This window comes from Tardiphaga sp. 862_B3_N4_1 (assembly GCF_051811085.1).
Taxonomy (GTDB): domain Bacteria; phylum Pseudomonadota; class Alphaproteobacteria; order Rhizobiales; family Xanthobacteraceae; genus Tardiphaga; species Tardiphaga robiniae.
In genome coordinates, this window is the sequence record NZ_JBPWQB010000001.1 from 2,428,827 (window position 1) to 2,453,351 (window position 24,525).

Annotated in this window: 18 protein-coding genes; 11 read left to right on the forward strand and 7 right to left on the reverse strand. The window is 62.0% G+C overall.

What is annotated here, in order from left to right; translation table 11 throughout:
* Positions 1-88: 88 nt before the first annotated feature.
* Positions 89-1,297 carry a cysteine desulfurase family protein gene (locus tag AB8B02_RS11485; protein WP_439063960.1) on the reverse strand — a complete coding sequence of 403 codons (1,209 nt, stop codon included), beginning with the start codon at positions 1,295-1,297 and terminating at the stop codon, positions 89-91.
* A gap of 277 nt (positions 1,298-1,574) precedes the next feature.
* Between AB8B02_RS11485 and AB8B02_RS11490 the strand changes: the two genes are divergently transcribed.
* Positions 1,575-2,222, forward strand: coding sequence for an alpha/beta hydrolase (locus AB8B02_RS11490; protein ID WP_068736626.1), 648 nt, complete (start codon positions 1,575-1,577; stop codon positions 2,220-2,222).
* Between the two features lie 105 nt (positions 2,223-2,327).
* On the opposite strand, the gene AB8B02_RS11495 is transcribed toward AB8B02_RS11490, so the two are convergent.
* On the reverse strand, positions 2,328-3,851 hold the full coding sequence (locus AB8B02_RS11495; RefSeq protein ID WP_439063961.1) for a porin: 1,524 nt from the start codon (positions 3,849-3,851) through the stop codon (positions 2,328-2,330).
* Between the two features lie 316 nt (positions 3,852-4,167).
* Positions 4,168-5,277 carry an anhydro-N-acetylmuramic acid kinase gene (locus AB8B02_RS11500; RefSeq protein WP_439064628.1) on the reverse strand — a complete coding sequence of 370 codons (1,110 nt, stop codon included), beginning with the start codon at positions 5,275-5,277 and terminating at the stop codon, positions 4,168-4,170.
* A 156-nt stretch (positions 5,278-5,433) separates the two neighbouring features.
* Between AB8B02_RS11500 and tyrS the strand changes: the two genes are divergently transcribed.
* From tyrS to AB8B02_RS11520, 4 genes are all read left to right on the forward strand, one after another.
* On the forward strand, positions 5,434-6,684 hold the full coding sequence (gene tyrS, locus AB8B02_RS11505; RefSeq protein ID WP_439063962.1) for a tyrosine--tRNA ligase: 1,251 nt from the start codon (positions 5,434-5,436) through the stop codon (positions 6,682-6,684).
* A gap of 84 nt (positions 6,685-6,768) precedes the next feature.
* Positions 6,769-7,986, forward strand: a complete 1,218-nt coding sequence (locus AB8B02_RS11510) for an MFS transporter (RefSeq protein ID WP_439063963.1) — start codon at positions 6,769-6,771, stop codon at positions 7,984-7,986.
* 110 nt (positions 7,987-8,096) lie between these two features.
* On the forward strand, positions 8,097-9,791 hold the full coding sequence (locus AB8B02_RS11515; protein WP_120290292.1) for a methyl-accepting chemotaxis protein: 1,695 nt from the start codon (positions 8,097-8,099) through the stop codon (positions 9,789-9,791).
* Between the two features lie 166 nt (positions 9,792-9,957).
* Positions 9,958-11,652: a methyl-accepting chemotaxis protein gene (locus AB8B02_RS11520; protein ID WP_231080590.1), complete on the forward strand. Its 1,695-nt coding sequence runs from the start codon at positions 9,958-9,960 to the stop codon at positions 11,650-11,652.
* A gap of 75 nt (positions 11,653-11,727) precedes the next feature.
* On the opposite strand, the gene AB8B02_RS11525 is transcribed toward AB8B02_RS11520, so the two are convergent.
* Positions 11,728-12,498, reverse strand: a complete 771-nt coding sequence (locus tag AB8B02_RS11525) for an SDR family NAD(P)-dependent oxidoreductase (RefSeq protein WP_231080589.1) — start codon at positions 12,496-12,498, stop codon at positions 11,728-11,730.
* Positions 12,499-12,603: 105 nt separating this feature from the next.
* Complete coding sequence (locus tag AB8B02_RS11530; RefSeq protein WP_439063964.1) at positions 12,604-13,827, reverse strand: ABC transporter substrate-binding protein; 1,224 nt, start codon at positions 13,825-13,827, stop codon at positions 12,604-12,606.
* 238 nt (positions 13,828-14,065) lie between these two features.
* Here AB8B02_RS11530 and AB8B02_RS11535 point away from each other — a divergent pair, with 238 nt between their 5' ends.
* On the forward strand, positions 14,066-14,809 hold the full coding sequence (locus AB8B02_RS11535) for an IclR family transcriptional regulator (RefSeq protein WP_175368901.1): 744 nt from the start codon (positions 14,066-14,068) through the stop codon (positions 14,807-14,809).
* Between the two features lie 45 nt (positions 14,810-14,854).
* Here AB8B02_RS11535 and AB8B02_RS11540 read toward each other — a convergent pair whose 3' ends face one another.
* The gene (locus AB8B02_RS11540) at positions 14,855-18,088 is read right to left on the reverse strand and encodes a YhdP family protein (protein WP_439063965.1); all 3,234 of its coding nucleotides are present in this window, start codon (positions 18,086-18,088) and stop codon (positions 14,855-14,857) included.
* Here AB8B02_RS11540 and AB8B02_RS11545 point away from each other — a divergent pair.
* The 5 genes from AB8B02_RS11545 to AB8B02_RS11565 all read left to right on the forward strand — a co-directional run bounded on the left by AB8B02_RS11545 (position 18,044) and on the right by AB8B02_RS11565 (position 23,427).
* Complete coding sequence (locus AB8B02_RS11545) at positions 18,044-18,604, forward strand: hypothetical protein (protein WP_309946059.1); 561 nt, start codon at positions 18,044-18,046, stop codon at positions 18,602-18,604. The genes AB8B02_RS11540 and AB8B02_RS11545 overlap by 45 nt on opposite strands.
* A gap of 195 nt (positions 18,605-18,799) precedes the next feature.
* On the forward strand, positions 18,800-18,940 hold the full coding sequence (locus AB8B02_RS11550) for a hypothetical protein (RefSeq protein WP_158005733.1): 141 nt from the start codon (positions 18,800-18,802) through the stop codon (positions 18,938-18,940).
* 20 nt (positions 18,941-18,960) lie between these two features.
* Complete coding sequence (locus AB8B02_RS11555; RefSeq protein ID WP_439063966.1) at positions 18,961-19,755, forward strand: peroxiredoxin; 795 nt, start codon at positions 18,961-18,963, stop codon at positions 19,753-19,755.
* Between the two features lie 91 nt (positions 19,756-19,846).
* Positions 19,847-21,205, forward strand: a complete 1,359-nt coding sequence (locus AB8B02_RS11560; RefSeq protein ID WP_439063967.1) for a M23 family metallopeptidase — start codon at positions 19,847-19,849, stop codon at positions 21,203-21,205.
* A gap of 74 nt (positions 21,206-21,279) precedes the next feature.
* Positions 21,280-23,427: a carbamoyltransferase C-terminal domain-containing protein gene (locus AB8B02_RS11565; RefSeq protein WP_439063968.1), complete on the forward strand. Its 2,148-nt coding sequence runs from the start codon at positions 21,280-21,282 to the stop codon at positions 23,425-23,427.
* Here AB8B02_RS11565 and AB8B02_RS11570 read toward each other — a convergent pair.
* On the reverse strand, positions 23,424-24,404 hold the full coding sequence (locus tag AB8B02_RS11570) for a tripartite tricarboxylate transporter substrate binding protein (RefSeq protein WP_439063969.1): 981 nt from the start codon (positions 24,402-24,404) through the stop codon (positions 23,424-23,426). The genes AB8B02_RS11565 and AB8B02_RS11570 overlap by 4 nt on opposite strands.
* Positions 24,405-24,525 lie beyond the last annotated feature (121 nt).

Consider the following 24,525-nt stretch of genomic DNA (forward strand, 5'->3'; position numbering starts at 1 on the left):
TCAAGGACCGCGGTGGATCAATCCAGAAACGTGAAACTCAAAGCTTGTCGGGGTTCTTTACGATGTTCCCGCGGGGAAATCACCCCTCTTAGAACCGTTCAAGCTGTGTTTCGTCGCTATGTTTAAGTAGTGTACCCGAGAGCTTTCGCCAAGCCTCCAGGCACCGATCGACGTCCGCTTCGGTGGTCGACCAGCCCAGACTGAGACGCACAGCACCCCGGGTCAGCTCCGGCCCGAAACCCATGGCTTCGAGCACGTGAGACGGCTGTACCTTACCAGAAGAACAGGCCGATCCCGACGATACCGCGATACCTTCGAGATCAAATCCAATTACGGCGGTCTCGGCGCGCAATCCGGGGGCGCCGAACAGGACCGTATTGGGCAGACGCGGCACATCTTGGGCGAACACAAGTCCATTGCTGGATTGCCGCAAGCCCGCCTCAAGCCGCTGACGCAGCTCGTCAACCCGTTTCATGTCATCAAGCGACGCGATAGCGGCCGTCACGGCGGCGCCGAAGCCGGCGATTCCGGGCACATTCTCGGTTCCGGCCCGACGCCCCAGTTCCTGCCCGCCGCCGCTGAGCAGCGCATTGAGCCCGACGATGCTATTGGCCATGACCAGCGCGCCAATGCCCTTTGGGCCGCCGATCTTGTGCGCAGAAATTGATAGAAGATCAGCCTGCAATAATTTGATATCTATCGGTATCTTTCCAAACGCTTGCACCGCGTCGACATGCAGCAAGCCGCCGGCGTCATGCACGATGCCCGCAAGCTCAGGAATCGGTTGAAGGGTGCCGGTTTCATTATTGGCCAACATCACGGAAACCAGCGCCGGCTCCCCACCCGCCAGGAGCGCCCGCAACTCATCCGGTTTCACGACGCCATCCCGGTCCACGCCCAGCACCTGGAGGTCTCCCGCGGCGAAGCGGCCTCCCGCCCGCACCGAGGCGTGCTCTACCGCGGAGACGATCAGCCGCCGCACGGCCGCGCCTGGATTGCGCACCAGCCCGGGCGTCAGCGCCAGCACATTGGCTTCGGTTCCGCCTGAGGTGAATATGACGCTTCGCGAATCTGCGCCCAAGGCACCTGCGACCGCCGCACGGACGTCCTCAACGATCCGGCGGGCCTGACGACCCTCGGTATGAACCGATGACGGGTTACCAGCCAAATCCCACGCGGCCACCATCGCCGCCCGCGCCTCAGGGCGTAGCGGTGTCGTCGCATTCCAATCGAGATAGACCCGGTCTCTGGCCAATTCTGTTTTACCTTGAAGGACTTGAAGTCTCGACAGCCGCATCGGACGTCGTCCGGTGCCGCACGCCGTCTCTATTAGCCCAATTGCTGACCAAATGCGCCCGCGGCAACGCATGTCACGGCCGCCGACGCATTCAATATGCTTGCTTTTCTCCCCTGCGCTCATGGTAGAACGCGGCCTCAACTTCACCCGGTGCCGCCCGCCATCAACCTGACGGTGCCCGATCGCCCTTTTCCTCGCAGGGTCCCCTCCGAGCCATTCTCGCCGAGCCCTGCGCGAAACCGGCTGATCACGCCAAGAACGGGACCTAAGGATCACTATGCCCGAAGTTATTTTTACCGGTCCCGCAGGCCGTATTGAAGGCCGCTATCATCCGGCCAAGCAGAAGAACGCACCGATCGCCATGGTGCTGCATCCGCATCCGCAATTCGCGGGCACGATGAACCACCAGATCGTCTACCAATGCTATTACGCCTTCGTGCATCGCGGCTTCTCGGTGCTGCGCTTTAACTTCCGCGGCGTCGGCCGCAGCCAGGGCTCGTTCGACCACGGCACCGGCGAGTTGTCGGATGCAGCCGCAGCGCTCGACTGGGCACAGACCATCAATCCCGAAGCGCGCGCCTGCTGGGTTGCCGGTTTCTCGTTTGGCGCCTGGATCGGCATGCAGCTCCTGATGCGTCGCCCCGAGGTCGAAGGCTTCATCTCGATCGCACCGCCGGCCAATCTCTATGATTTCTCGTTCCTCGCACCCTGCCCGTCGTCGGGCCTGATCGTGCACGGCGAGAAGGATGCGGTCGTGCCGCCGAAGGACGTCAACACGCTGGTCGAGAAGCTGAAGACCCAAAAGGGCATCGTGATCGATCAGCACATCATTCCGGGTGCCAATCACTTCTTCGATAACAAGCTCGAGCCGCTGATGGAATCGGTCACCGGCTATCTCGACATGCGCCTCGCCAACGTGCGCTGAGGCGTCGATCGGCCTCACGCCGGCCGCTTCATGTCAACCTAACAAAAAGCCCTCGGCCGGATCGGCCGAGGGCTTTTCAGTTTCAGTTTTAGGTCCTGATCGGGATCAGAACGAGCGCAGGATCTGGACCGAGCCGTTGTAAAGATTCTGATCCTTGATCTGGTAGGCCTGATTGGGCTTGCCAGTTGCCGTGCCGGTATAGGTGCCGTCGAGATTCTGATCGAGGCGGCTATAGGTGAATTCAGCCGACAGGGTCAGGTTCTTGACGGGGGTCCATGCAGTACGTGTACCGACCTGGGCAATGCCGAAATCAAAATTATTGGTCGTGCCAGTAATGCTGCCAGCCGTAGAGCCCGGGTTGGACGAACTGCTCGTTCCCAGGCGACCGCCGGCCGGGCTGAATGCCGCGGCGAGCATCGCGTTGCCGGCATCGCCATAGGAGATATGGCTGTAGTTGCCGAACACCGAGGTGCGCCATGCCGTGTTCCAGTAGTGCTCATAGAAGGCACTGACTTCCCAGGCATCGCTCTGCTGGATCGAGCTTCCCGGCGAATACACACCGTCGAGCACGTAGCCGAAGCCAACTGTGTTGCCATCGAATTTGGCAAAACGACCGCCGCCGGAGGTTTCGAGCGAGCCGCCGGTGAAGGCGTAACGCGCGGCGCCCTTGGCATAAGACGCTTCGATCTTCAGGCTGTCGTTTGCACCGGTTGGCAGGACCTTGAATTCCACCGCGCCGCTGACGGCAAAGCCGTAGACATCGTCAGGATGCCCGGAGGCTTCATTCGCCCCGTAGAAGCCGGCCGTCGACGTGTGCATGGCCGCAGCGAAATGCAGCGAGCCCCACTTCTGATCGAGCCGAAGGTTGCCGACGACATCAGGAATATGGTTGCCGCCCGTGGCGTTGCCGAAGAACGTGTTCGAATTGGTGCCGTAGAAGGCACCGGTGAACGAGCCCGCGCCCGGCGCCACGATGAAATTCGCGGTATTGTAGAGGCCAGCATTGCGATAGGGCGACGCATTCTCGAGCGCGATGGTGCCCGAGAAGCCGTTGCCGAATTCAGCAGTGTAAGCGATTTGGGGAATGCCAGTCGTATTGCTCGAACCCGCAAGGAAGCCCGATGAGATCCAGGGCTTGGTCAGCGCCCATTGCGGATCGAAGTTCGAAACAGCCTTACCGAAGGTGAAGCCGGCGAACTGGATGAATGCGAAATCCACTTCCGTGAAGCCGCCGGCGATGCTGTCGCGGTTCTGCGTGAAGTCGAGCTGCATGTTCGCATATGTACGCACCACGCCGTATTCGGACGCCGTGCGCGTATCGGTCGTAATGTTGATACGTTCGCGTGTGAGGAAGTTATCCTTGGTCCAGAGATTGTTGCCACCGGCGCCGCCCTGCCAGAACGGCGCGTCGTACGGGCCACCGTTAAAAGTCGTATCGAGGCGGATCGCGCCGCCGATCTTGATGCAGGTGTCTGTGCCCGGGATGTAGTAGAAGCCGGCACCGTAGATCGAGCAGATCTTCACATATTCGACAGCCTTGGCCTTCACCGGAAGGTCCGCCGCCTGAGCAGTGCTCGCTGCCAGCAACGCTGCAGCGGAACCAAGTATCATTTGCTTCATCGTGGTCATGTTGCCTCCAGACCGATCGTATCGGCACGCGCGATTGCCCCGGGCGTGCCATTCATGAGGCAGAGTTGTGGAAGATCATGTTGCGAAACAATGCGCGCGGTCGATTGTCGCAGCATCATTTTCCGGCTGTGTGCTTTCGGCAACATATTAGGCAAACCGCGGCATTTCCGTACCAAATTCATCACGAGATTTGGTTATGCCCTCACGCATTCGTGTCCGCGGCAGCTTGCCGACTACCACAGGCATAGACGCCGTTATTCGCGATCAACCTGATTCGTTGAGTGAGTCGAATCGCCCTCACCACGGCGAATTCGCACTAGCTCGCGAGGTAGTCCGCTCTCACACCGCCCGTCATCGGCTCCGGCACACCAGTCGTTGCCGGATAGCTCAACGGCAAGCCCGCAAGCGAACGCGCGGCCAGGAACGCGAAGGCCTGCGCTTCCATCGCATCGGCCGACCAGCCCAGGTCATTCGCACTCTCGACGCTAGCGGCCGGCAATCGCTCCCGCAGCATGCGCAGCATCGTCGGATTGCGTGCGCCGCCGCCGGTGATGATCCAGCTGCGCGGCGGCTTCGGTAACAGCGGCGCAATGCTGGCGATGGTCGCCGCGGTGAACGCCGTCAGTGTCGCTGCACCATCAGCCGGGCTCGTATCGCTCAGTTGCAATGCAACGAAGTGATTGCGATCAAGCGACTTCGGCGGCGCTGCCGCAAAGAACGGATTCTGCAACCCCTTTGCGACCCACGCATCATCGACGCGGCCCTGCGCCGCCAATGCGCCATCCGCATCGAACGGCTGCCCCGTTGCACGCAACACGAAATCATCGAGCAGTGCATTGCCCGGACCGGTGTCGCAGGCAATCAACGCGATGTCGCCATCAATGTAAGTCACATTGGACACGCCGCCGATATTGACCACGGCAATGGGCCCGTCACGATGCAGTCCCTGCGCCAACGCACGGTGATAGACCGGCACCAGCGGCGCTCCCTGCCCGCCCGCAGCCACATCAGCCGCGCGCAGGTCGTGGATCACCGGCAGGCCGAGCATCCCGGCAAGACTCGCCCCATCGCCAATCTGCACGGTGAGTCGATCGGCGGGACGATGCAGCACGGTCTGGCCGTGAAAGCCGATGATGTCGATGCTGCCTCGTGCGATGCCATGATCAGTCAGAAACGCCTCGACCGCCTCAGCATGGACCGATGTAACCACCCGCTCCGCCTCGGCCAGACTGCCCGGTCTGATATCGCGCCGGCTCAGTTGCACGGCCTCAGCCAGCGCCTGGCGCAACACTGCACGCTCAGCCTCGCTATATGGCCGATACCCCGACGGACCGAACGACCCGACCCGTTCGCCATCGGTCTCGATCAGGGCGACATCGACCCCGTCCAGCGAGGTTCCGCTCATTAGTCCGATCGCGGTCAGCATATCAGGCACACGGCAAAGCCCTCATTTCCGGTCAAAACTTGTGTCGAAGCGTCCAATCTTATAATGCCACAGGCACTTTGGGGCAGCCAGCACGCCCCCACCTTGCCGCCAATCCATTGAGACAGCGTAAAATTATCCGAACCGAGCCGTAAACCGATGACCAGCTACAAGTCCGATTTTCTCAACGTCCTCCAGAGCCGCGGCCTGATCCATCAGGTCTCGGATGCCGAGGCGCTGGACGCCGCCTGCTGCAAAGGACCGGTCACGGCTTATGTGGGCTATGACGCCACGGCGACCAGTCTGCATATCGGCAATCTGATCTCGGTGACCATGTTGTACTGGTTTCAGCAGACCGGCCACCGCCCGATCACGCTGATGGGCGGCGGTACCTCGATGGTCGGCGACCCGTCGTTCCGGGACGACCAGCGGCAACTGCTGACGGTCGAGAAGATCGCGGAGAACATCGAAGGCATCAAGAAAATCTTCGGCAAGATGCTGACCTATGGCGACGGCCCGACCGACGCACTGATGGTCAACAATGCGGACTGGCTGCTGAAGCTGAACTATGTCGAATTCCTGCGCGACGTCGGCCGCCACTTCTCGGTCAATCGTATGTTGTCCTTCGACAGCGTGAAGCTGCGCCTCGACCGCGACCAGTCGCTGTCCTTCCTCGAATTCAACTACATGATCATGCAGGGCTACGACTTCGTCGAGCTCAACCGCCGCTACGGCACGCTGCTGCAGATGGGCGGCTCCGACCAGTGGGGCAACATCATCAATGGCGTCGATCTCAGCCACCGCATGGGCGGCCCGCAGCTCTACGCGCTGACAACGCCGCTGCTCACCAAGTCATCTGGCGAGAAGATGGGCAAGTCGGCCTCCGGCGCCGTCTGGCTCAACGGTGACCTCTTCAGCCCCTACGACTTCTGGCAGTACTTCCGCAACACCGAAGATAAAGACGTCGGCCGTTTCCTCAAGGTCTTCACACGCCTGCCCCTCGACGAAATCGCCAAGCTCGCCGCCTTGAGCGGTTCGGAGATCAACGAGGCGAAGAAGATTCTCGCCACCGAAGCGACGGCCGTGGTGCACGGTCGCGATGCAGCAAATGCCGCTGCGGAGACGGCACGCAAGACCTTCGAGGAAGGCGCGCTCGCCGACAGCTTGCCGACCGTCAATATTCCGCAAGCTGAACTTGAAGCAGGCATCGGTGTCCTCGCGGCCTTCGTCAATGCCGGTTTCGTCGCGTCGAACGGCGAAGCGCGGCGGCAGATCAAGGGCGGTGGCTTGCGCGTCAACGATGTTGCGGTCACCGACGAAAAGATGATGCTGACTCCCGCGCTGCTGACGGAAGGCGTCATCAAGCTCTCGCTCGGGAAGAAGCGGCACATCCTGCTCAAGCCTGCATAGCCACATTCATCCAGCGCACTTGTTCATGCACGGTGAAACGCGCTCCATGGCGCAGCTGTCGCAAACGCCGTGAAGAAGAGCCAGATGGATTTGAAGTCGTCGCAACGCATCGGACTATCGGTCCTCGGCCTCAGCTTCACCTTTGCGCTGTTCGGCCGGGGACTGCAGGAGAGTTTCTCGGTCTTCCTGCTGCCGATTTCACAATCATTCGGCTGGGACCGTAGCGAAGTCGTTTCGATCTATTCGTTGACGGCGCTGTGCGTCGGCCTGTCATCTCCATTGATCGGCCGGCTGTTCGATCGCTCGGGGCCGCGCACGGTATTCGTCGTCGGCCTTTCGGTCCTTGGACTTTCGTTGCTGGCCGCCGCCTATGCCCAGCACCTGTGGCAGTTTCAGCTCGCCCTCGGTGCCTGTTTCGGCTTTGCCGTCGCCTGCATCGGCAACGTCCCGAATGCGCTGCTGCTGGGACGCTGGTTCGGCAAGCGACTGCCGCTAGCAATGTCGGTTTTCTATTCCGCCACCGGCGCAGGCGTCCTGGTGATGCTGCCGCTTGCACAGCTTCTGATCGATCACATCGAGTGGCGTGGCGCCTACCGCACCTTCGGCATGATCGCGCTGGCCCTGCTGGTACCCACCATATTGCTACCTTGGCGTAAGATCAGCGCGGGGTCGCCGCATCTCGATAAATCGGAGAAGCACGACGACATCATCGACGAAGGATGGACACTGGTCGGCGCCATGCGCCATCACGCATTCTGGGCGCTATTCGGCACATTCTTCTTCACTGCCATCGGCATGTTTGCAATCACGCCGCAAGTGGTCGCCTATCTCGTCGATGTCGGCTTCCCGCCTCTGCAAGCAGCGACGGCTTGGGGTTTCAGCGGCATAGCGCTGCTGTTCGGCATGATCGGCGTCAGCTGGCTCGACGGCGTGATCGGTCGACGGCCGTCGATCCTGTTCAGTTATTCAATGTCGATCCTCGGCATCGTGATGCTGTGGCTGCTGCAATGGTATCCGAACTACGCGCTGCTCACCGGCTTCGTCGTCTGCTTCGGCAGCATGATCGGATCGCGCGGCCCGCTGCTGTCAGCGACCGCCATGAAGATCTTTCGCGGCAAACGGATGGGCACCATTTATGGGACGATCACCTTCGGCAGCGGGCTCGGAGCGGCACTTGGCTCATGGACCGGCGGCCTGCTGCATGACTGGACCCAGAGCTATAACGCGCTGCTCGCCTTTGCCTTGATCAGCGTCGTGATCGGCATGATCCCGTTTCTCGTCGTCCCTGCCTTGCGCCGCTAAATCGCTACACGCGCGTTCGCACAGCGAACTCATTGAGTTTGTCAGCTTTCACGATTGGTAAGCGACTCGCTGGTATCTTTTTGCCAGTAATGCTCCGATCAGAGGTCGACATGAGTTTGCTTAGCCGTTTCACCATCCGCACCAAGCTCACCAGCATGGTGCTGGTCTCTGCTGCGTCTATCTGCGCCATCATTGCGGTGGCTGCTTCGCTGAGCCAGAAGCGCATGCAGCAGGATCGGATGGAACAGCTCCACACTGCGGTCGATCTGATGGTCGGCATGGCCGACAGCATGCAGGAAGAAATTGCGGCCGGAAAGATCACCTTGGCTGACGCCCAGATGCGTTATCGCCAGCTCGCCCGCAACATGACCTTCGGCAACAAGCAGGGCTATCTCGTGGCCTACAGGCCCGACGGCGTCCTGTTGGTAAATGCCGGTAATCCGAAGTTGGAAGACAAGAACACGGGCGCCAAGGATTCCAATGGCATCCTGATTTCCAGAGCAATCATCGACGCCGCACGCCAGACCGCCAATGGCGGCAGCACTTACTATCTCTATCCGCGTCCCGGCCAGACTGAGCCGACCGCCAAAATGGTCTTTGCTCGTTACTATGCCCCATGGGATATCACCTTCAGCACCGGCCTTTATATCGACGACCTCGACGCCGACGTGAATGCTCTCCTCGTCCGCCTCGGCTCGCTCGGCGCCGGCGTCCTCGCTGTTATGGCACTGCTGTCCTTTCTGATGGCCAGCGACATCCTGAGCGCACTCCGCCGGCTGCAGGCACGTATGCACGCGATTGCCAATGGCGCGCTCGATGAGAATGTCGGCGAAACCGACCGCGGCGACGAAATCGGCCGCATGGCCGAAACGCTGGAAATGCTGCGCCAGACCTCGCTGACCGCCCGCTCCCTCGAAGCCGAGCAGGCCAAGTTGAAACAGATGAGTGAAGCCGAGAAGCGCGATGCGCTGATTGCCCTCGCCGATCGTTTCGACTCCTCGGTCGGCCAGTTGGTCGGCCTGATGGCATCCGGTTCCACCGAACTCGAAGCCACCGCGCAGTCGATGAGCGGCACCGCCGCCCGCACCAATGACCAGGCCGGCATCGTCAACACTGCCGCCTTGCAAGCCAGCACCCGCGTGCAGACGGTCGCCGCCGCCGCCGAGGAACTGTCATCGTCTATCGCCGAGATCGCGCGTCAGATGGCGCAGTCGGCCAAGATCACCACCCACGCCGTCGATAGCGCCCGCCGCACCGACACCATCGTGCGTGCCCTCGCCGACGGTGCGCAGCAGATCGAGCATGTCGTCGAACTGATCTCCACCATCGCCGGCCAGACCAACCTGCTGGCGCTGAACGCAACGATCGAAGCAGCCCGTGCAGGCGATGCAGGCCGCGGCTTCGCCGTCGTCGCGACCGAAGTAAAGAGCCTTGCCGGCCAAACCGCCGACGCCACCAAGGAGATCAGCACCCGCATCGCGCAGATTCAGAGTGCGACCAAGGAAGCGGTCGACGCGATCCAGGGCATCACTGCGACGATCGAAGAGGTCAGCGCCATCGCCACCACGATCGGCTCGGCCATTGAGGAACAAGGTGCAGCGACCGCGGAGATCGCCCGCAATGTCACCCAGACCGCGCAGGCGACGCAGGACGTCACTACCAATATTGGCGGCGTCAGCGCTGCCGCGCATGAGACCGGTGACGCTGCAGGCATGGTGCTCAACGCCGCTTCCGGCCTATCGAAACAAGCCGAGCAATTGTCCGGCGAAGTCACGACGTTCCTCGCCGGCGTGCGGGCTGCCTAACTAAACCCCATTGAATGAAAGGCGCAGTCAGCAATGACTGCGCCTTTTTCATTTCAGGACCTGACGAAGCGGCACATGCTGAAAGGGATGCATTGCAACCCGTGATTTACCATTGGTAAGCAGATTGACGGTATCATTGTCTGGCCACTCTCACGCCGAGGTCCAGATGAGTCTGCTCAGTAACTTCACGATCCGCACCAAGCTCGTCAGCATGGTCGCGGTCTCTGCCATTGCGGTCTGCGCCGTCATCGCGGTCGCCGCTTCGCTTAGTCAGAAGCGGATGATGGAGGATCGGATTTTGCAGCTCCGCACCGCCGTCGATCTTGTCACTGGCCTCGCGCAATCGCTCCAGGACGAAGTTGAAGCGGGCAAGATGAAGTTGCCCGAAGCCGAAGATCAGCTTCGCCTGCGCAGCCGGCGCATGTTGTTCGACAAGGGACAGGGCTACGTGCTCGCCTATCGCGCCGACTCCACCGTGATGGTCCACGGCACGCTGCCGAAGCTCGAAGGCACCATCACCAACGGCAAGGATTCCAATGGCGTCCTGATCGCCTCTGCCGTCATCGCCGCCGCCAACAGCAAGCCTGAAGGTGCGACCGCGACCTATCTGTATCCACGTCCTGGACAGGATGAGCCCCGACCGAAAGTCGTGTTCGCCCGTAAATTCGCGCCGTGGAACGTCGTCATCAGCATTGGCGTCTATGTGGACGACCTCGATGCCGACATGAACGCCCTGCTGATGCGGCTCGGCTCTATTGGTGCCGGCGTGCTCGCACTTATGGCGCTGCTGTCCTGGCTGATTTCCAGCGACATTCTGGGCGCACTGCGCCGGTTGCAGTCACGCATGCATGACATCGCCAATGGCGCGCTCGACGCCAAGGTTGAGGAGACTGATCGCGGCGACGAAATCGGCCGCATGGCGGAAACGCTGGAGATGCTGCGCCAGACATCGCTGACGGCGCGCTCCCTCGAGGCCGAGCAGACAAAAATGAAAAGCCTCAGCGAAGCCGAAAAGCGCGATGCGCTCATCGCTCTCGCCAATCGCTTCGACGCATCCGTCGGCCAGCTGGTCGGACTGATGGCGTCGGGTTCGACCGAGCTCGAAGCCACCGCGCAATCCATGACGGGCACGGCCGATCGGACCAACCAGCAGGCCACGATGGTCAGCTCGGCTGCGACCGAAGCCAGCACGCGCGTGCAGACGGTCGCATCTGCCGCCGAGGAGCTATCCTCGTCGATCACCGAGATCGCACGTCAGATGGCCCAGTCCGCCAAGATCACGTCGCACGCGGTGGATAGTGCACGCCGCACCGATACCATCGTGCGGGCGCTGGCGGATGGCGCACAGCAGATCGAACATGTCGTCGAGCTGATCCAAACCATCGCTGCCCAGACCAACCTCCTCGCTCTGAACGCCACCATCGAAGCTGCGCGCGCTGGCGATGCCGGCCGCGGCTTCGCGGTGGTCGCCACCGAAGTGAAGAGCCTCGCCGGACAGACCGCCGATGCCACCAAGGAGATCAGCACGCGCATCGCGCAAATCCAGAGCGCGACCAAGGAAGCCGTCGATGCCATCCAGGGCATCACGGCCACCATCGAGGAAGTCAGCGCCATCGCCACGACGATCGGCTCGGCCATTGAGGAGCAAGGCGCGGCGACTGCCGAAATTGCTCGCAACGTGACGCAGACAGCGCAGGCGACCCAGAACGTCACCACCAATATCGGCGGTGTCAGCTCGGCAGCGCACGAGACCGGCAACGCTGCGGGCATGGTGCTGAGTGCGGCAACCGGCCTGTCGAAACAGGCCGAGCAACTGTCCGGCGAAGTCAAAACCTTCCTCGCCGGCGTTCGCGCCGCCTGACGCAGATATCCCTCAAGCACGAAGGGCGCGGTCAGCAATGACTGCGCCCTTCGCTATTTTAGGAGTAACTGCCGATCAACGCGCGGTGAAGCCGCCGTCCACCGGCAGCGCAACGCCCGTGATAAAGGAGGCATCGTCCGAACCGAGCCACAGCGCGGCATGCGCTACATCCTCGGCCTTGCAGAGACGGCCCATGGGCACCGCCGCCAAAAGCTTGGCCTCGTTGGCCGCAGCTTCCGCTGCGACGCCCGAGCGGCCGGTGAAACCGAGCTTCATCGGCGTATCCGCAAGACCCGGGCAGATCACGTTGACGCGGACCTGATCGGGAGCGAATGCCTGTGCCAGCGACTTGGTGAGGCCGACCACAGCGAACTTAGCAGCCGAATAGATCGGGCTCATCATGGAGCCGACAATGCCCGACACCGACGAGGTGAAGATCACCGAGCCGCCGCCGCGCTTGCGCATGTGCTTGATCACTTCGCCGGCCGCCAGCGTCGCCGAGGTGACGTTGAGCGCCATCGCAAATTCATAGGCCGTGAGGTCGAGATTCTCGACGCCGGCCGGACCCGGCGTGCCGGCATGAGCCCAGAGGATATCGATACCGCCAAGTGCGGCAGCCGCCTCGTTGATTGAACTCTTCATCTGTTCGGTTTTCGACAGATCGGCCTGGATGGTGGTGAGCTCATAACCCAGCTTCTTCATGTCGGATTTGAGCTGCGCGAGCGCGTCCGCATTGACGTCAATGGCGGCGACCTTGGCGCCTTCCTTGAGGAACAGTTCGACGCCGGCGCGTCCCATGCCCGATGCAGCAGCGGTGACGGCGGCGAGTTTATTGGCGAGACGCATTCTGTTGTCCTTGTGATGGTTTTGATATCGCGGTTCAGAAAAAGAAAAACGCGCAGCGCGGGGTCACCGACATCTGCGCGTTCTCATCGTTCGTTGCTGCAGCCGTTACTTGATCAGCGGGCAACCGCCGTCCTTGATCGGACGGAAGGCCGTGTCGGCCGGGATCGTCGCCAAAACATTGTAATAATCGTACGGCTTCTTCGACTCAGCGGGCTTCTTGACCTGGAGCAGATACATGTCGTGCAGCACGCGGCCGTCTTCACGCAGCGTGGTCTTGCCGAACAACGGATCGTCGAACGTACCCATCTCGCGGATCGCCTTCACGACCGCCGCGCCATCCTTCGGCGAGCCAACCTTGGCGACCGCCTTCAGATAGGTGAGCGACGCCGAATAAGCGCCGGCCTGGTTCATACTGGGATAACGGCCGTTGTTGCGCTTGGCGAACCGCTCGCCAAAGGTGCGGGTCTGCTCGTTCAGATCCCAGTAGAAACCCTCAGTGAGCTGCAGGCCCTGTGCCGTGTTGAGACCGAGAGAGTGGATATCCGAAATGAACATCAGCATGCCGGCAAGCTTCTGGCCGCCCTGCACGATGCCGAATTCAGACGCCTGCTTGATCGCCTTGATGGTGTCGCCGCCGGCATTTGCGAGCGCGATGATGTCGGCCTTCGATGCCTGCGCCTGCAGCAGATAGGACGCGAAATCGTTCGAGTCTGTCGGATGCTTGATGCTGCCGAGCACCTTGCCGCCATTGGCATTGATCACCGCGGTGGCATCGCGCTCCAGCGACGCGCCGAGTGCGAAGTCGACGGTGAGGAAGAACCAGCTTTTGCCGCCGGCCTTGGTCATGGCGTCGGCCGTGCCGTGCGCCAGTGCCCAGGTGTCATAGGTCCAATGCACCGAGTTCGGGGTGCAAGCCTTGCCCGTCAGGTCCGACGTGCCTGATGCCGTGAACAGCGCGACCTTGTTGAGCTCCGCCGTGAGCGGCGCGACAGCCAGCGAGGTGGCGCTGGTCGGAATGTCGACGAGGGCGTCGACGCCTTCGGTCTCGTACCACTTGCGCGCGATGTTGCGCGCGATGTCCGGCTTGTTCTGCGGATCGCCCTGGATCACCTCGACCTTGAACTTGTCGGCGCCCGGAAGCTTGTTGAAATCCTCGACAGCCATCTTGGTGGCGTCGAACGAGCCCATGCCGCCGATGTCCGAGAAGATGCCGGACATATCGGCGAGGACGCCGAGTTTCACCGGCGTCTGCGCCGACGCCATCGGCGCGGACAGCAATCCGAGCGACAGCGCCACGGCTGACACGGCAACAGTATTGCGAATGGTCATCTATTCCTCCCCTGACAAATTCCATGATTCACCTGGCAAGACGCCAGCCCAGCGATCACGTGAATAATTCTTGTTTATGAATTTATAAGACCTATACGTGAATTGTAAGTCAAGACCAGCGTTGTCGATGTGGATGGCTTTCAAAGCCATTTCAGCGATACAGAGGCCAACCAGACCGTGCGGAAACGCGGACAGTTCGCCATTCGTGGCGCGCCCAAATGGAAGAACGAGAATTTCAATGCTGGTCAGACAAGCTGCCAACGTCCTGGAACTGATGGAATATTTCGCCCGGCGCAAACGCCCCGCGACGCTGGCCGAAATTTCGGACGACCTCGGCTGGCCGCGCTCCAGTACGTTCAATCTCGTCGGCACCATCGCCGACAAAGGCTGGCTCTATGAGCCCCGTGCGCGCAACGGCTACTATCCCAGCCCCCGCTGGCTAATGCTTGCCCGCGCTGTCGCAGATGCCGAGCCGCTCCCGGACGCGGCCCATGCGCTGGTGACCGAAATCGCCGACCAGACCGGCGAAACGACCGGCGTCGCCGCCCTCGCCGGAACGTCAGCAATCTTCCTGGATGTCGTCGAGTCCACGCATTCGGTGCGCTACTTCGCGCAGATAGGCGACCGCGTTCCGGTCCATGCGAGTTCGGTGGGCCGCGCCATTCTCGAGCAGCATTCGCCCGAGGAACGCAAGGCGATCTATCGCAAGATCAAGTTCGAAGCCTTCTCCCATACGACACCGACAACGGCAGAGGCGATCGAGGACGAACTCAGAGAGGCGGCCGAGCGCGGTTATCAGCAGAGTTCATCGGAATATATCGCCGACCTTGCGGGCGTCGCCGTGCCCTTGCCGGTGCAACATCGCCGGTTGTCGCTGGTGGTTGCCGGCCCGACGTCGCGCTGCCTGACACGGCGTCCCGAAACGGCAGCCATCATCCAGAAGCTGATACAGAGATTCGCATCCGAACTCGCGTCAAGCTAAGCCCCGCCCAATACGGCGAGCGCTGCGCTTGAGCCACAGACGTCGTTAGTTGCTGTTGTTGTTCTGGTTTGGGAATTCGACCGAATTGTTCTGCTTGCCGGTGCCGAATTCGAAGATCTTGCGGAACACGCCCGGTGCCATGGCCGAGATCGGATTGACGCGCAGCACCGGCGCACCGGGCGTACCGACGACTTCGTAAGTGACGCCGATCAGGCCTTCATTGCTGCCACCACCGAGAAACAGTCCGACAATCGGAATCTGGCCGAACATGTTGTTCAGCCCATACATCGGCACAAAGGTGCCGCTCATCCGAACCTGGTTGAGCGGGTAATCGATGCTGCCCTCGATGGTCGCACCGACGGTCGGGCCTTTGACAACGCCGTCCCGAATGGTGAGCTGGCCGTTCTGCCGTGTGAACTCGGCACGCAACCGCGAGAACGCGACGCTGCTCTGCGCCGCGTTCTGCCCGCCTCCGGCGACGCTGGCCAGTTGCGCCTCGCCCTTAACGTTGAAGTCGCGGATGTTGATCAGGCCTTCCTTGGCGCGGGCGTCCGACGATGGCGGATCCATTGCCAGTGCGAGCTGCCCCCCCGACATCTTGGAATAGGTGTCGGTCGCGCGCAGGAAGGCGCCGGCATCGTTGGTCTCGATATAGATGACATCACGGCCGGCGCCCTGGGAGCGTCCGCGCATGTCGCCCGTCAGCGGTGTGTCGCGTCCGAGCTTTCCGGTCAGGGAGAATTTCTGGATCGTACCGTTGCGCCGCGAAATCTTGGCATCGACACTGCGAACCGCCTCGCCGTAGTAACCGGCAACGGCGCCGAGCTTCACGTCAATATCGAAGTCGACCGATTTGGTTTTGCTCTTGGGATCCCCATCCTTGCCTGAAATCGCCGATTTCAGGAAGCCGCGGCCGTCGAACACGTCGCCACGCATCGTGACTTTCAATACGCCATCCGGACCACGGTCTGCCTTCAACGACGTCTTGTCGCCTTCTGACGGCGAATAAGTCGGGAAGTTCACACCGACGAGGTCACCGTTCTGATCGACTTCGACGGAGCCCTTGATCGAAGCCCCACCGCCATCGACGACGATATCTTCCAGACGCGTTGTGTCGCCCTTCTTCACGACGTTGAAGACAGCGCGAGCGCTCTTGCCGGGCAGCTTCATCCAGCCCGGCAGGATATTGTCGAGCTTCAACGGCGTCAGATCGGCGTCGACCCCGAGCTTGCTGTCACGGTCCCCGGAGCCAATCTTGCCGACAACCTTGATCGGGAGATTGCCGACCACCGCCGGTCCGAGGTCCACACCGAGCCGCGCGCGGCTTGCATCGTCGAGCGTCGCGTTGAGACGCACATCGGCATCGCCATCGGTTGGCTTGCGATAGTCGAGCGATGCCGGCTGCCCGTTGATCTTGACGTCACCCTTGACCTGATAACCCTGATTGTTCGCTGTGACCTTCAGCGAATTGGCTTCGAGCTTCTGGTTCATCACCAGCTTGTCGGCGGAAAATGCCGTCAGATCCGCGGTGATGTTGTAAGTCGTATCGGCCTTGGTCAGTTCGTGCTGGATCGGCATGCCCATGGCGACCTGAGCGGTCACATTGCCCTTGGTGGTCGCCGGGTCGAGCATGTTGCCGGTGACTTCGCTCAGACGGTTGGAGTTGAGGACATCGGCCACCGCTGCCACCGGTCCCTCCAGTTTGAAACGCACGCGAGCTGGCGATGGCTTCGGCGCCATATCCGGAACTTCGAACACGATATCGCTGAGATTGAGCTTGCGTCCGCCCGCGGTCTCGGAGTTTGCCTGACCGATGCTCACGGTCGCGGTCCGTCCTGTGACGCGCGCGCGCAGATCGCCGTCGCGGATCACCGGCATGCCATCCACCGGACGTAGCGCGACCCCATTGGCGAGGATCTTCACCGACAGCCCCTCATCGGGGATTGGCGGCCCGCGCCGTGTCAGGTTCTTGGTTGGCGAATTGACCCCGATCTCGATGCTCTGAAGCTGCCCGCCCTCGATGCGTTCGGTGACCCATTCGCGCACTTCAGGCACGATCAGGATTGGCCACATGCGCTTGAGCGCCGAGGCGGACATCGGCGTTCCCGCAAAGCCGAGGGTCATGCGCGGCTCGCCGGCGTAGTCAATGCTGCCTGTGCCGGCGACGCCGATCTCGCCGTTGCTGATATTCGCCCGCGTCAGCAAAACCCGGCGGTTGTCGGAATCGAAACGCAAGCCGATGTCGATGCTGTTGAAGATCAGCGGCGCTTCACCCGGACCTCCACCCAATACGATGGTGCCGCCGCTGATCCCTGCCTGCCACGAGTCGGTCGCGCCATTGGGTGGCTCGACATGGGCAAGCGAAGTGACGCGGTTCTCGCCGGACACGAACTTGAACGGCGCCAGCAGCACACGGCGGCCGGCATCCCACTCGACGCTCAGCTCCGCCTGATCGATCGGCATCGGATAATCCGGCGTGTCATTATCGATGATGTTGCCGGCGCCTGCAGTGAGCTTGCCGCGGAAATAGGTCGGGAGGCCGTCGCGCCCAATTTCGCCCCTCAACTCACCGGTCAACGGCAGATCGGCGCTGTAAGTCAGATCCTTCATGCGCAGCGCGAGCAGGATATTCCGGGTCGAGACCTTGTCGGCCCGCAGACTGACCGCACGCACGCCATTGGCTGGCGCACCGACTGTGACGCCGAGTGTCCATGGGGCCTTGCCGCCTTCGCCCACTGTCATCATGACGCCGCCGCCGCTCGGTCGGCGCAGGGTCAGGCTGATATTGTTGAAGTCCCACGTATTGCCGCGCTGCTGGTCATCAACCACCAGCTTGCCGTTCTTCAGGCCGATCTCGTTGAGGTTCTGTCCGTCGAGGCCCGACAGGGTCAGGCTGTCGAGCCAATCGAGACCCGCAAGCAAGCCGGTGGAGGCCTCGCGCTTGTCAGCAGGGGGCTGCGGAATCTGGACCACTGGCGGCTGCGGCTGCCGCGGGAAGGTCAGTTCCGGTTGTCTGCCCGGACCGAGCCACGACCCTGGTGTGCGCGGCGATGCGACACCCGTCGCAATCGGGCGAGCATTCTCGCCGGTCGACACCGTCACCTGCCCATCCGGCGTAATGCGCACAGCCAGCACGACATCGACCAGGTTGAGGCTTTCGGCGCGCAAGCGGCCCATCATCATGGCAGCAGCGGAGAGACGGACTTCGGCCTTCGGAGCACTAGCCACGACGGCGTGATCACGATCGCGGACGACGATGTCGCGGATACGCACAGCCATCCGGACCCGCCCGGCGCGTTCGATCTGCGTGCCGCCAACTTCGACCGTATTACCCTGCCCGATATTGTCCTGGATCGCCTCGACCAGCCACGGTGTGGCCATGTCGAAATTGATCGGGCCTGCGCCCAGCCGGACCCACAAGGCGCCAAAGCAAACGCCAAAAATAATCAGAAGGATGCCGAGAACAGCCGCGATCCGCTTGACCCATCGACCGCCGAACAGCCAATCGCGAACCGCAACGAGTCGATCGCCGAAACGGTGCCAGCCACTATCTTTCTTGGACAGCAAGCGGCGTGCACGGTGATGCCCGGCCTCGTCATGCTGATGATCCCAATCGGCATCATCCCATTGCAAGGACTCGTCATCGGCGCGCGATCGATACGCTTGTGGCGGCTTATTTCTGGCCATTGCCTCTCGGTGCTGGCGCTGACTATGAGAATGATCGTCACCGGCCCTTCGCGCATCGACAACCGACGAGCGCTTTTCTGCCGGCATCGCTGCCAATCCTCGGTTTGAATTATAACTCGTCGTGCGGTCGTTGCGGCGCCCCTATGGCGCACGGAACGTGTGTTGCGTCGAATCCTTTGTAACCATACTCCGAGACCAGCATATTTGGGCCAGCGCATTTGTACCGCAACGTGCCGCCACCCGATCGCCGGTGCTTTGCAATGTCATCACACTGAGCCGCTGAAAGCGACGAAAGGAAGGCGTATGTCCAAGAAATCGCGCAAGAATCCCTCGAAACGAGCCATCTGTACAGTGGCAGAAAACGCATCGGGCGCGAAAGCCGGATTGACGCTGGAAACTGCGGCCAAGCGCCTCGTCGGGCGCGCCGCGCAATTGAACCGCTGAACGCGAAGAAAGGAACATCCATGGCCAAGAAAGCCAGCAAGAAACCCGCCAAGGCCGCCGCCAAGAAAACGGCCAAGACTGCTTCTCCCTCGAAGGCGAAGAAGCCTGCCAAGGCTGCGACAAAGTCCCCAGCCAAAAAGGCTGCCGCCAAGCAAGCCAAGCCTGTGGCGAAAGCCGTGTCCAAGGCGCTAGCCAAGCCAGCCGCCAAAGTCGCGAAGGCTCCTGTCGCCAAAAAGGCTCCAGCGACTAAGACGATCGCCGCGAAGGCATCGCCCAAAGCAGTTGCGAAGCCTGCGCCGCCCTCCGTGGCGGCACCGAAAGCAACTCGCGAGAAAATCGCACCGGCGCCTAGTGTCGCAGCCGAGGGGGCCAAGGCTCCGGCCTTCCAGTTGCCCCGTGACGGCGGCGCCACGGTCTCGCTGTCGGACTATGCTGGCCAGAAGCTGGTGATCTTCTTCTACCCCCGCGCCAGCACTCCGGGCTGCACCAAGGAAGCCATCGACTTCACCCGCCTGTCCGCCGACTTTCAGTCAGCCAACGCCGCCGTGCTTGGCGTCTCGGCCGACCCGCTAAAGGCTCAGGAGTCGTTCCGCGACAAGTTCGCGCTGGGAGTTCCGCTGCTGTCGGATGCGACACAATCGATGCTGAAAGCCTATGGCGCCTGGGGCGAGAAATCGATGTACGGCAAAACCTTCGAAGGCGTTCTTCGCACCACGGTTTTGATCGATGCAAAAGGCAACGTCGCCAAGATCTGGCACGGCGTCAAAGTGGACGGACACGCAGACGCAGTGCTCGAAGAGGCACGTCGGATTTGATCAATGTCATTTGCTCAAAATTAACCATGAAGGGCTCAAATCGCCTCCGTTGAGCCAGCCGACGAGTCTCCGGCTGGCATCAGGAGTGCTGATGTCGAACCGCCCCACCCAATATGCCGAGTACCCTCAGCACCACGCACACGACCATGGACGGCCACAGGCGCGCCGCGTCGGGCCGGTCAAGGCGCCGCCCCCGAAAGCCAATCAAAGCGACTATACGATTGCTCATGGCGGCAAGCAGGTCCGCATCGGGCCTGTGGTGTTCTGGATCGTCGTCGGCACGGTGACCGTGCTGGGCGCGTGGTCTGCGGCCACAGCCACTTACTTTGCCTTTCGCGACGACGTGCTGACCAAGCTCATCGCGCGCCAGGCGGACATGCAATATGCCTACGAAGATCGCATCGCAGAACTCCGCGCCAAGATCGACCGCACCACCAGCCGCCAGATGCTGGACCAGGAACAGTTCGATCAAAAACTCGATCAGGTCATGCGCCGGCAGACCACGCTGGAATCGCGCGCCACGGCGCTCGGCGCCATGCCCGATCTGTCTGTTACAGGCTCGATCGGCAAGCCGCCGGCCCGTGGCGCCGCGATCGAGCCTACGACATCGATCCCCAAGCCGTCGCCGATCAGCGACACGGTGACCTTCGTGGCGCCGCCGGATCGCGAAGCGCGGCTTGAGTCCCGCACGCCTGCGCTCACCGCCCAGCAACCCAACCAGTTCGCCAAACTCGGCGGCGTCGACAATGTGATTGGTCGCCTGCAGGCCTCGCTCGATCAGGTCGAGAGCCGCCAGATTGCGACACTCGCCGCGGCTGAAGAATCCATGGACTCCAAGGTTCGCCGCATGCGTGGCGCGATTTCGGACCTCGGGCTCAATATGGCGAAACTCGAATCCGCCACACCGCGCGCGCCCATGGGCGGCCCGTTTGTGCCGGTCAAGCTATCTTCAAGCGCGGATCCGTTCGAACGCCAACTCTACCGCATCCACGTGACCCGCGCGCAAATGGACAAGCTCAACCGGACGATGGCGCTGGTGCCCTATCGCAAGCCGGTCGTCGGCGAAGTCGAATTCACTTCGGGCTTCGGCGTGCGCAGCGATCCGTTCCTCGGCCGCCCCGCAATGCATACGGGCCTCGACTTCCGCGGCGCCACGGGCGACCCGATCCGCGCCACGGCCAACGGGCGTGTCGTTTCCGCGGCCTATGCCGGCGGCTACGGCCGCATGGTCGAGATCGACCATGGCAACGGATTGTCGACCCGCTACGGCCATATGTCCGCGATCAACGTCAAGGTCGGCGATATCATCAAGATCGGCCAGGTGATCGGCCTGGTCGGTTCGACCGGCCGCTCCACCGGCCCCCATCTGCACTATGAAACCCGTATCGATGGTGAAGCTGTCGATCCGCAGAAGTTTCTCCGCGCCGGCGTTCGCCTCAACGCAGGCTAAGTGCGGCATGCGGGGCATTGTTGCCCTGCCCCTGATGTGATTGAAGCGGGTCTCCGTCAATCCGAGGCAGCCCGTTGAAATCCCCCCGACGCATCGGTCCCCGTTTCCCCCGCCTCGGCCGGTTCTGTTTCCGCGCCACACGTCGGGTCGCGACCTGGGCGATGACGCTGGCAGGATTTTATGCCAACGACTCCCACTTTACGGTCCGTCGCATCTCGGAGCTCCGCGCCAAGCTGGCGCGCGGCGAAACGGTTCTGCTCGCCGGCCTCGGACTGCCCGGCACGCACAATTCGGGCGTGGCGCTGGTCGAAGTCACGCGGGCTCACGGCCCGCGCCTCATCGTCAACAACGAAGAAGAACGCTTCTCGGGCGACAAGCACACCACGCAATATCCGCGCGCAGCACTCGATGCGATGCGCGTCACGCTGCAGGCGATGGGCCGTGACGTCCCCGATATCGATGCTTGGCTGACGACCTGGGACTATCCTGATCTGCTCGGCACGCTGGTACGAAGCATCGTCGAAGAACTGCCCGACGGATTGAAGCTGCTGCGCACCAAGAACTCCGTCAGCTTCGACGCACGGCGCCTCGAGCAGATGACGCGGACCCCGAAGCTGCTCCGCAAGCAATTCGGCCTGCCCGCGCGTGTCCCGCTGCTGATGGTGCCCCATCACGACAACCACGCCTGGTTCTCCTTTGCCGTATCGCCCTTCCCCGATGACGAACCGGTCGCGATCGCCGTGCTGGATGGTACAGGGGATCTGGGCTCGGTCTCCCTATATGTCGCCAAGCATGGCGAGATGCAGCGGCTCTATTGCAATAATAGCGTCTTCGACTCCTTGGGTGCGTTCTACAGCGTCATCTCGTCGACACAGGGCGGCTGGACTTGGCTCTCCAGCGAGGGCCGCTATATGGGCGCGGCCGCCTGGGGCGACATGGATCGCGCCAGCAATCCGTATTACGCACGCTTGCGCGAGGTGCTGCATTTCGGTGCAAATGGTGAGATCCAGCTCAACCGCGCCATGGGCAACTGGTACTGCGACCCATTCGAGGGGCCTTATAAGTCCGCATTGATCAAGATTCTCGGCGAGCCACTCAAACCAGACCAGCTCTGGAATCCCGACGCCGTACTGCGCGTCGAGGACATCCAGCACCAACCGGATACGCAGGATCGCCTCGACAAGGCCGCTGCCACGCAACTCGTGTTCGAGGATGCGATGATCCACGTCGTCGGCGGCCTGCTGCGTACCACCGGCGCGCATCGGCTGGTGCTGACCGGAGGCGTGGCACTGAACGCGCTCGGCAACATGCGACTGCTGCAGCATTTCGACGAAGCATGGTTCCAGAAGGCGCAAGGTCGCGCGAAACGACTGCATCTGTGGATTCCACCGACCCCCGGCGACCCCGGCGTGACCATCGGCGCGGCCTGGATGTTTGCGCATCTCATCGCTGCGCCGCGCGGTGCCCCGATGACGCACGCGTTCTATTGCGGCGACGCGCCGACGCAGGGCGACATCACCGCGGCACTGCAGGCTGACAACATCAAGACACAGACGATCGGCAATATCTCAACGCCTGAGGGTTGCGATGCAATTGCCGACCTGATGGCCTTCGTGGTCGCGCAGAGCGGCATCATCGCCCTCTATCAGGGCGCGGCGGAGACCGGCCCACGTGCGCTCGGCCATCGCTCGATCCTCGCCAACCCCTGCGACGCCGGCACGCGCGAACGGCTCAATGAACGCGTGAAATATCGCGAGGCGATCCGCCCCCTGGCGCCGATGGCGACGCTTGACGCGGCGCACGAGTATTTCGATTTGCTGGAGGGCGCGTCCGACGCGGATTACAACGCCTATAACTACATGGTGCTGACGGCACAATCGAAGCCGCATGCGCGGGAGAGAATTCCGGCCGTGATCCATGCCGACGGCACCGGACGTATCCAGATCGTCCGCGCCGAGGATGATCCGCTCACTCATGCCTATCTCAAGGCGCTCGGTCGCCATATCGGCGTCGAGTTGTCGGTGAATACCTCATTCAACGTCGCTGGCCCTATCGCACAGACGCCGCAGCAGGCCGTCGAGACCCTGCGCCGTTCGGCGGGTCTCGACGTGGTGCTGATGGTTGCAAACGACGGTCAGGTGACTGCCGCCTGGCATGGCGGCACCCGCGACGGCGGCCGCTTCACGGCCTGGCTGTCGGAGTGGACGCGCAGCCGCAGTTAGACCTTGCCGATCTTCCTTGCGACGACAACCAGACGCGCGCTGTCCTTGGCCACGAATGCCGCGAACTCTTCCGAGTCCTGATAGGCGGGCATGTTGCCGGCGGCCTCGAATGTCTTCGTGACTTCCGGATCGCTCATCGCCTGCTTCATGGTCTCGCGCAATTTGGTCAAGACCGGTGCGGGCATTCCCTTCGGCGCGAACAGCCCGGCCCAGATGTAGAACTCGACATCAGGATAGCCCAGTTCCTTGAACGTCGGCAGATTCGGGAAGGCAGCGAGGCGTTCGCCGCCGAAATTTGCGAGAACACGCAATGTCCCGGCATCCACATGTTGCTTGAGTGTACCCGGCGCCGAGGCCAGCGCCTGGATTTGCCCGCCCAGGAGATCGCTGATCGCAGGCGTCGCACCACGATACGGCACGTGAAGCAGCTTGATGCCGGCGGCGATCGCGAACATCTCCATCGAGACGTGCAGCGTACCGAACGGGCCCGACGATCCGTATGATATCGCTCCGGGACGCGCCTTGGCGTCAGCAACGAATTCCTGAATCGTTTTCCACGGCGCACTGGCCGGCACGGCGAACAGGGTCGGATCCGCAAGCACGCGCGCGACAGGCTGCAGTTGGTCGACCTCATAGGCGACTGGCCGATCATAGATGCGATCCGACTCGGGCAGAACCGCAAGCGACGACAGCGTCATCAGCAGCGTGTGCCCGTCAGGCTGGGCGCGGGCAACGGTCGCGTTGCCGAGCGAGCCGCCGGCGCCGCTGCGGTTGTCGATGATGACCGGCTTGCCGAGCACCTTCTGCATATAGCTTGCGACCGGACGCGCGGCGATATCGGCCTGCCCGCCAGCCGGAAATGGCACGACCATGGTGATGTTGCGGCTTGGCCAGGCTTCCTGCGCGCGTACACCCTGACCGGTCAAAGCGAGCGTCGACAGGCCCCCGAGGCCTGCAATGAAGTCACGACGTTTCATACTTGTCTCCCGTTTGTTTTTGAGCAACGCATTGGTTTCAGTCGCATCCAGGGGACGACGCGCCATCTCGGGAGACAGCGCCTGCGCGCCCTGGAGCTCTTTCAAAGCTCTAAGTTGTTGA